General features: G+C 32.7%; 11 protein-coding genes and 1 pseudogene. All 12 read left to right on the top strand.

What is annotated here, in order from left to right:
- Positions 1–435, top strand: a pseudogene (locus tag C6H17_RS10540) (hypothetical protein); the annotation flags it as partial.
- Between the two features lie 93 nt (positions 436–528).
- A complete protein-coding gene (locus C6H17_RS12325; protein ID WP_005220116.1) occupies positions 529–699 on the top strand; it encodes a hypothetical protein in 171 nt (56 codons plus the stop codon).
- On the top strand, positions 699–1,466 hold the full coding sequence (locus tag C6H17_RS10535; protein ID WP_104731440.1) for a hypothetical protein: 768 nt from the start codon (positions 699–701) through the stop codon (positions 1,464–1,466). Before C6H17_RS12325 ends, C6H17_RS10535 begins: the two co-directional genes overlap by 1 nt.
- Positions 1,456–1,698 (top strand): hypothetical protein, encoded by a 243-nt coding sequence (locus tag C6H17_RS10530; RefSeq protein WP_104731439.1) that lies wholly within the window; start codon positions 1,456–1,458, stop codon positions 1,696–1,698. The genes C6H17_RS10535 and C6H17_RS10530 overlap by 11 nt, the downstream gene beginning before the upstream one ends.
- Before the next feature lie 9 nt (positions 1,699–1,707).
- Positions 1,708–2,457: a hypothetical protein gene (locus C6H17_RS10525; RefSeq protein ID WP_005219501.1), complete on the top strand. Its 750-nt coding sequence runs from the start codon at positions 1,708–1,710 to the stop codon at positions 2,455–2,457.
- A 22-nt stretch (positions 2,458–2,479) separates the two neighbouring features.
- Positions 2,480–2,845 (top strand): hypothetical protein, encoded by a 366-nt coding sequence (locus C6H17_RS10520; protein ID WP_104731438.1) that lies wholly within the window; start codon positions 2,480–2,482, stop codon positions 2,843–2,845.
- A 10-nt stretch (positions 2,846–2,855) separates the two neighbouring features.
- Complete coding sequence (locus tag C6H17_RS10515) at positions 2,856–3,662, top strand: hypothetical protein (RefSeq protein WP_005219503.1); 807 nt, start codon at positions 2,856–2,858, stop codon at positions 3,660–3,662.
- A complete protein-coding gene (locus C6H17_RS10510; protein ID WP_005219505.1) occupies positions 3,655–3,999 on the top strand; it encodes a hypothetical protein in 345 nt (114 codons plus the stop codon). Before C6H17_RS10515 ends, C6H17_RS10510 begins: the two co-directional genes overlap by 8 nt.
- Positions 4,000–4,036: 37 nt before the next feature.
- Entirely contained in the window at positions 4,037–4,804 is a 768-nt protein-coding gene (locus tag C6H17_RS10505) for a hypothetical protein (RefSeq protein ID WP_104731437.1), read from the top strand.
- Positions 4,794–7,811, top strand: coding sequence for an N-acetylmuramoyl-L-alanine amidase (locus tag C6H17_RS10500; RefSeq protein WP_104731436.1), 3,018 nt, complete (start codon positions 4,794–4,796; stop codon positions 7,809–7,811). The genes C6H17_RS10505 and C6H17_RS10500 overlap by 11 nt, the downstream gene beginning before the upstream one ends.
- Complete coding sequence (locus C6H17_RS10495) at positions 7,808–8,212, top strand: hypothetical protein (RefSeq protein ID WP_005219509.1); 405 nt, start codon at positions 7,808–7,810, stop codon at positions 8,210–8,212. The genes C6H17_RS10500 and C6H17_RS10495 overlap by 4 nt, the downstream gene beginning before the upstream one ends.
- Before the next feature lie 240 nt (positions 8,213–8,452).
- The coding region (locus C6H17_RS10490) for a phage baseplate assembly protein V (protein WP_418904713.1) at positions 8,453–8,608 on the top strand (156 nt) is incomplete at its 3' end.

The raw sequence follows: 8,608 nt of genomic DNA, 5'->3' as shown, positions 1-8,608 counted from the left end.
GAATCTATTGGGGGAGATAAAACAATAGAAATAAATAATAATCTTTCTAGTAGTGTTGGTGGGGATTTACATCAAGTTGTGAAAGGAGAGAGACAAGAGCATATTGAGGGAAGTTTTACGCAGAGTGTAGTAAAGGATATTGATGTATTTGCTGCTAATAACCATACTATAACCACAAATTCAAGTATATTTCTCAATGCCAATGAAAATATGGCTTTAGAATCTAAAAAACATTTAACGCTACATTCTTATACTTCTGATATAAATGTGGCAACAGATATGGTTATCCAGGCAAATAATACTCTAAACTTTAATATAGGAGAGAGCATGATTGCAGCTTCGGGCGATAAAATAATCTTAAAAGCAGGTGGTGTAGAAGTCATAATAGATTCTAAAGGACTCATCGTTAAAGGTGGGGAGATTAAAAGTGAGTAGAGATAAAATAGATAATGGGTAGAAAATATATAAATCTCTACCAAGAAAAAACCAAAGAAGCCAAAAGAACATAAAACAATACAAAGGATTCTAATGCAAACTAATACTTTATCTCATCAAGACAATATCGCACAAGAAAAAGACACTATACCCTATCCACGCTCTTTTCTTAATCATGATAGTATAAGCTCTGCTTTTGTAGAAGAGTTAGCAAGTTTAGAATCTATACAAGATAATATAAACTATATAGAAAGGATTACATAATGTTTTTGTATTTTTTATGGTATCACCCAGTATTTAAAAATTGCGGAAAATTTTTGCACACAATGTATCGTCTATCTTTCTTCTTTGTTGGGATACCGACATTCATAGTAGTCTTTGGCAATCTTGCCCTTGCAGTCTATACGAAGAAAAATATAGTCTTGCAAGCACAAATTATCCATAATCTCCCTTTTATTGTTAAGATATTTCTTATACACTCTTTTTGGCTTGTTGTTGTGTATTTTATTTTGAACATTTTTATTTTATTTTTTACTCCTAAATTTGCAAGAGCAAAAAACCATAATGTAGGTAAGATTCTTATGGAAGTAAAATGGCAAAGGTGGAGATTTGCAGGTTTGATGTATCTCTCTCTTTTTTTTGGTGCTCTAAGTTTTATTATGTTTGCTGGGTTACTAAAAATGTATGCTTTTGGTTTGACATTCTCATTGGTATGTCTATGGTATCTATTAACCCTTATATCTCAAAACTCTCTTAGTATCACAGAAAAGGGCTTACTCATTGGGCGAATCTTTAGTGATGTCTTTATCCCTTATGAGAATCTCTATCCTTTAAGTGAAAAGGATATACAAAATGCTTTGGACCAGAAAATCATAACAATCCGCTATGGTAAAGAAAGCGACTATACCACTATACATTTTGATTTAATTGTCAGAAATGGACATCAAGTCAAAGAAAACTTTATGAATCTCTACAATGAAAAAGTAAAAGAAATGAGACAAGATTGCACTAAGGATTCTAATGCAAACTAATACTCTATCTCATCAAGACAATATCACACAAGAAAAAGATACACTCTATCCACGCTCTTTTCTCCATCACAATAGCACAAACTCCGCTTTTATAGAGGAGTTAGCACTCTTAGAATCTATGCAGGATAATCTAAACTATATAGGGGAGATTCTAAAAATACAGAATCTAAGCCATCAGACACTCCCCTCCACGCAGCTCCTAAATACTATCCCGATACTTTTAATAGCTTAAGGAAAAACAATGTCTATATACGCTTATTATTTAAATTATTTTAGAAAAAATAATATATGTCCTATTTTTACAAGTAAGATGTTAGCCCTGATACTCTATGTGTATCTACCTATTTTAGCACTTGGTGATATGCTTTATCTAGCCTATCTAAGAAAAGAATACGCTACGGTAAAACATGTTATATCACATGTTGATACACTACCATTGATTGTAAAAATATTTGCAATTCATTTTTGGTGGATATATGTTATTATAGCTATTTTAATGCTTTTTAGTGCCATTAAACCATCGTCCTTTATCGATGCTAAAAGCCATAATATGGGCATACCATTAATGAAAATCAAAATACAAAGACTATCTTTGCGTTATATATTTAATTTTACTCTAGGGATTATTTTTGCACTTTTGGTTTTTCTTTTGTTTGTTATAATTCTAAAAATGTATGGTGCTGGAATAGCCTTAGTGCTTGGAATCTTATTAATAGCGATTGAATTTGTCATTAATCGCTCAATCGTTTTGACTCAAGATGGCGTATTGATACAAAGGGCTTTTTATGATTTCTTTTTTTCTTATGCTGAACTTTATCCTTTAAATGAAAGTAGCTTGAAAAATGCTCTTGAAACACATTCATTTTCTATGGCATTCTCTCACAAGGGTAAAGAGGATTTTGGTATTTATTTGTATTGGGAAAATACTTCTATAATAGAAAAAATCCTTAATCTCTACCAAGAAAAAACCAAAGAAGCCAAAAAGACATAAAGCTACACAAAGGATTCCACAAATGCAAACTAACACATCTATGCAATCCCACTCTACACAAGAGAATGACATACTTTATCCACACTCTTTTCTTCACCACGATACTATAAGTGCTGCTTTTATAGAGGAGTTAGCACTCTTAGAATCTATGCAGGATAATCTAAACTATATAGGGGAGATTCTAAAAAGCTATATCGCAGGGGATTATGGATTTAATGTGAAAATTACCATTGATGGCAAGGATATAAAAGATGAACTATATCAAAAAATGCTAAAAGACTATCGATATATCAGAGATACAAAAATACAACAAAAAATACAAGAATACGCACAAGCAAACAAAGATGAGAATCTAAAGCTTATCCTTGCTTGTTTGGCTATGGTTTAAAAGGAATAAGATGAATACTAAAAGACCCTTTGACCCACTTTTATTTAATGGCTTAGGAAGCCAGAGAGATAGGAAGTGGAATCATATTTTGTATTCGGTGATGTTTGATATTGGTGCAATATTAATAGCAATGAGTGTATATTTGCTATATGGTGTTCTTTCAAGATTACATGATGATAGTCTTATATTTTTCATCTCTTATTTTATTATTGCATTTCTTTTTGCTATGTATGGTGTTATATGGCTATATATCCATATTCTACTCTTTAAAAATGGTTTAGCGAACAAACACATAGACAAAAGCAATCCTATTTTAGTCTGCGAATATCAAGGTGGCTTTAAGAATTATTGTGTATGGACTCTAGGATTTTTGTATATTTTTATTGTTTATTCTATGGCGATTATATTATCAATATTCGCACCGCCCTTTATTGTTATTGTGTTGTTTCATATTTTTATAAGCAAACCATTTCTACTAAAAAAGATTCTATTATTTAAAGACTATGTTATTTTAGAATACAGAATCTTTGGGAATCTTAAGCTAAGTAGAGAGGGATTAGCATTGATAACTTTACCCAGACGCGAGCATAGATTAGGCATTTCTCCTCTTGCATTTGTGCGACCTATGTTTTTTAGCAACAAACATGTAATACCTTATTTTTGCACTCGCTTTAATCCCTTTGGAATGAGTAATGTGAATGCTCTAATACAAGAGTTAGATTCTCAAATGGGATATAGTGCAGAAAAAATTATTGCAATAAATCAAAGACCATTTATTGGTTTAAAAAGGGTGGTTGTGGAGGCAAACAATGGGTGAAATTTATAGCATAGCTGCAATAGTATGTGTCCCAAGCAATAGACTTATCACTGATGAGAATGGGGAGCAATTCTATGAATGTATGACACAAGAAGAGTTAGAAAGAATCACACAAGAAAAAGATAAAGATACTCTAAAAACTTATCTTTTCAATGCTTTAAGTATGATGGATTCTACTATAAGCACCATTGCGACAAGCATAGAAAAGGGATTGCCTATTCAAGTAAAGATTATATTCACTATCAAAGATTCTCTAAAGGGCTCTGTGCTTAACATGGATAATCAAGATTTAAGTGTAGATAAAGAAAGTGTCAAATGCAAATTGTATAATAAATAACTTCATAGTCAAGTCATTAATTAAAGGAGGTTTAGTTATGTTTTTATATTTTCTTACACATATATTTAGCTTAAAACCATATAAAAAGCAAATAGTAAAACTTTATACTTTTTTTTATAATTATTCCATGTGGGTAGCACTCATAATAGTCTTTGGCAATCTTGCCCTTATAGCCTATACGAAGAAAAATATAGTTTTGCAAGCACAAATTATCCATAATCTCCCTTTTATTGTTAAGATATTTCTTATACACTCTTTTTGGTTTTATGTTGTGTGTATTATTTTTGCTATTTTTATTTTATTTTTTACTCCTAAATTTGCAAGAGCAAAAAACCATAATGTAGGTAAGATTCTTATGGAAGTAAAATGGCAAAGGTGGAGATTTGCAGGTTTGATGTATCTCTCTCTTTTTTTTGGTGCTCTAAGTTTTATTATGTTTGCTGGGTTACTAAAAATGTATGCTTTTGGCTTAGCATCCTTATTAATATCTCTATGGCGTGTATTAGCCTATATATCTCAAAACTCTCTTAGTATCACAGAAAAGGGCTTACTCATTGGGCGAATCTTTAGTGATGTCTTTATCCCTTATGAGAATCTCTATCCTTTAAGTGAAAAGAATATACAAGAAGCCTTAGATGACAAGATAATAGTAGTCCGCTATGGTAAAGAAAATGACCACGATACTATACATTTTAATTTGATTGTCAGAAATGGACATCAAGTCAAAGAAAACTTTATGAATCTCTACAATGAAAAAGTAAAAGAAATTAGACAAGATTGCACTAAGGATTCTAATGCAAACTAATACTCTATCTCATCAAGACAATATTACACAAGAAAAAGATACACTCTATCCACACTCTTTTCTTCACCACGATACTATAAGTGCTGCTTTTATAGAGGAGTTAGCACTCTTAGAATCTATGCAGGATAATCTAAACTATATAGGGGAGATTCTAAAAAGCTATATCGCAGGGGATTATGGATTTAATGTGAAAATTACCATTGATGGCAAGGATATAAAAGATGAACTATATCAAAAAATGCTAAAAGATTATCGATATATCAAAGATGAAAGAGTAAAGAAAAAGATAGAAGAATACGCACAAGCAAACAAAGAGGACAGATTAAAGCTTATCCTTGCTTGTGTGGCTGCGTTTTTAGCTATACTTTTTGGAGCCGCACAAGCACACTATCAACGCAATAATCCACAAGAAGAGAAAGATTACAGCAAAGAAAAAGGTATAAGAAAACTTAAGAGGTTTCTGCCTAGAAAATCCACAATAGCCTTTAATGGCTATTCTATCATCATTGCTATACCCTTTAGTATGATTACTAGCAACAAAGCAGGAGAGATAATCATTGATGTTGGTGGTGGATTGATAGCGACATTGCTAGGGGGTTATGCACTCAGTGGGTTTGGCGGGAAAGGTCAAGGAAAAATTATTGCCCCAATCTTTGGTGCAGGCATAGGTGCAGGATTATGGACTTATAGAGATGATATTCAAAGCTTTGTAACTTGGTTTAATGATAAGAAAATCATAGAAATTGATATAGAATCTATCCTTGAAACCCTTATAAATTCTCTTGATACGCAAAGCCTCATACCACAAGACCCTTTTGACATGGCATTTGAACTCATATATCAAGCATTATCTATTCAGGAACCAAAGCTTAGAGAGCTAATCTCTAAAGAATTTAACAATCTTATCAATGAAACACCACAAGAAATCATTACAGGAAATCTTAGTAATGAGGAATTTCAATCCCTTGTTGTGCTACTATGTGATGAACGATGTAATGTGAATGATATTCATAATTTCTTAGAATGCTCACATTATTTAGATAGAGCAGATTTTAAAAAGCAAGATTCGCAAGACACCCCACTCCACACTGCTCCCAACACTATCCCTATACGCCTACAAGCCCAATGTATCAATCACAACAACAAGCCTTTAGCTAATAAAGAAATCTATGCCTTTAGTATGGATATAGGGCACTTTGTAGAGAGGGTAATAAGTGATGATAGAGGCTTGATAGAATGCAATAATATCTTAGTCTATAATAATGGCTCTTTATCACAAGTGTATTTTGTGCTAAAGCAATTAGGGCTAGATGAGGAACAAAAGATAACACATATCCAAATATCTCCTAGACTAGACATAAGCCCTGCGTATAAAAAGCAAGGTAGCCTAGAGGGTATAAAGACATTACATTTTGCAAAAGATATACCAAAACATATAGCACAACACGACAAGATAAACGCTCAAGTAAGAGTAAGTGCTATATACAAGATTGACACAATACAAGCACATAATACTACGCAATTGGCTATACCTCTTAGCCTAAAGGCAAAATATATTATCAAGGGTAAGACAAAAGACATAAAAGAGACACAAAGCCTCATAGCACAATATCGCCACAATACCAAATGGGGTTATATAGTGTTTGAAAAACATCAAGATATACATAAGGAGCTACAAAAGCAAGGAATTATGCTAAGCCCCACACAGCTTAACACTCAAGGGGAAAGTTTAAGCATACCAATAAAAAAAGATTGGGAAGGTAAAAACATTGCTATCTTTGCTTATCTTAAAACTCCTTCTAAATCTGTGAGGTATGATATAAAGCATTATAGAGCTATGCCTCTATCGCTACAATATACTGGCAAGTCTTTAGACCTACTAAGCTATGGGCAGATACTAAAAAGCTATAAACTCTCGCAAACCAAAAACGAATATATGCGAAGGCATGGACATATAGAGCTAGAGCAAGGAGTGGATACTAATGCCAAAAGTCTTGACATAGGCACATATATGATAGCAAAAACAGACATACAATCTGCCCTAATCCCCACAAGCAATAAGCACAGAATAGACACACCGCATCTTGTCAAGGAATTCTCTCCTCTAGCCTTTGAATGCATGAATGACAAAAAGAGGTTTTATATATCCTATAATGCTAATCATAATAACCTTAATCTTATCGAATATGAATCTTTGCAAAGACCTATCAATCTAAAATCCCCACAAATTAAAAAACATATCAAAATATTCTTAGAATCTAGAGAGTTATTTGAGGATTTAGCACATATCCACACGACAATGCAACATAAAGGGATAAATATTTTGGTGCTAGAGGTGGTGTATGTGGAGGTGGAAAAACCTTACTATATCGATAGTGAGGGGTATTTGCAAGGATTGGGTATAGTGAAATATCCTATAACTAGACTTGAATTGTCTTTAGCAAATGGTTTTATGCCTAAAGCCATTGTTTTACATATGACAGATTCTAATACGGCAAAAAGTTCATTAGAATCTTGGAATAATCCAAATAATGCTAGAGTAGGCACACATTTCTTAATCGATACAGATGGCACAATCTATCAGTGTGCAAGTTTGCATAAATATACACAGCATGTGGGGGATATTCGCTCAAAAGTCGAATTGGAGAAAACTTGGAATACTCAAGAAAAGGCTTTAATAGAAAGCATCTGGAAAGAAAAAACTTCTTATAGTGCTAGAAAAATAAAAGTTTCAAATTACGAAAAAAGCAAATCCTATCCAAACAGGTATCCTATAAATTCTGATAGTATAGGGATAGAGGTGGTTGGAAAATACGATAATAAAACAAAAAGATACCCAAATGCCACAACAAAGCAACTAGAAAGTTTAGAACAACTTGTTGCAGTTTTACTTGAGCTATTTAACATGAACAAAGCTAATATATATGCACACGCCAAGATTGCATATAAAGATGAAAACTCAACAGAAGGTGTATCTTTGCTAGAACATATAGAGACAAAACTATGAAAGTCCCCTATATAATACTTGCATTATGCCTATTTGTATATGCAGATAATTTCAAAGGTATTACAATCGTAGAATTAGACCAACCTAGCGTTAAGCTTAGTAGAGCAGATAAGGAAAGCGGAGAATCCTATATCAATGCCATAAAAGAAACTTGCAACACTCAAATCGTGCAATATTTTCGTAAAGAAAATATTATCAAATTTTTTAAAAAAGCTAAAGAGTATGACCATATTCCACTAGCTGAATACTGCACTTATCCTTGTAGAATCACAGGCAAAGTCAAACTAGATTTTAGAATCTATGATTTTGAGCTAAACGAGGGAGGCTATGCTGTGCTAAAGGGCAAAAATGAGGAGCGATACTTTGGCGATGAGGCATTATATGGAGAGTGTGGAATCTAAGAAGCAAACACTCTATATACTGATGAATATAATAGAGAAAGAGTAAGACTAAATAGCTTTTATGCCTATGCCTTAGCTCAAGAAAGATTAATGTAAGAAGATGTAAATCAAGATAGCTCCAATCAAGCAAATATTAATCAAAATAATGCGGTGCAAAATAATATGGATAATATTTCCTCATCAACTCAAGATTCTAAACTTGAATCCTCTAAAAATACTTCTTCTCAATCCCTTGCAAATATGAATCTCAGTAAGATACTGCACTCTATCGCACCATTCCTTAGAGTAGCTTCTCCTATTGCAAGCAACTCTTCTGGCTTCTATCATACACCAAGAATTGGAGATGAAGTTATAATCTCTTTCTTAGATAATGATGTAGATAAGCCATTTATATCT

The organism is Helicobacter rappini, assembly GCF_900198625.1.
Taxonomy (GTDB): domain Bacteria; phylum Campylobacterota; class Campylobacteria; order Campylobacterales; family Helicobacteraceae; genus Helicobacter_A; species Helicobacter_A rappini.
This window is presented reverse-complemented; position numbering and strand designations above follow the sequence as displayed.

Bases quoted from the DNA above. Each gene is read 5' to 3' on its own strand.
- C6H17_RS10510 (WP_005219505.1), top strand. From the start codon at position 3,655: ATGGGTGAAATTTATAGCATAGCTGCAATAGTATGTGTCCCAAGCAAT.
- C6H17_RS10535 (WP_104731440.1), top strand. From the start codon at position 699: ATGTTTTTGTATTTTTTATGGTATCACCCAGTATTTAAAAATTGCGGA.
- C6H17_RS10530 (WP_104731439.1), top strand. From the start codon at position 1,456: ATGCAAACTAATACTCTATCTCATCAAGACAATATCACACAAGAAAAA.
- C6H17_RS10505 (WP_104731437.1), top strand. From the start codon at position 4,037: ATGTTTTTATATTTTCTTACACATATATTTAGCTTAAAACCATATAAA.
- C6H17_RS10525 (WP_005219501.1), top strand. From the start codon at position 1,708: ATGTCTATATACGCTTATTATTTAAATTATTTTAGAAAAAATAATATA.
- C6H17_RS10495 (WP_005219509.1), top strand. From the start codon at position 7,808: ATGAAAGTCCCCTATATAATACTTGCATTATGCCTATTTGTATATGCA.
- C6H17_RS10515 (WP_005219503.1), top strand. From the start codon at position 2,856: ATGAATACTAAAAGACCCTTTGACCCACTTTTATTTAATGGCTTAGGA.
- C6H17_RS10520 (WP_104731438.1), top strand. From the start codon at position 2,480: ATGCAAACTAACACATCTATGCAATCCCACTCTACACAAGAGAATGAC.
- C6H17_RS10500 (WP_104731436.1), top strand. From the start codon at position 4,794: ATGCAAACTAATACTCTATCTCATCAAGACAATATTACACAAGAAAAA.
- C6H17_RS12325 (WP_005220116.1), top strand. From the start codon at position 529: ATGCAAACTAATACTTTATCTCATCAAGACAATATCGCACAAGAAAAA.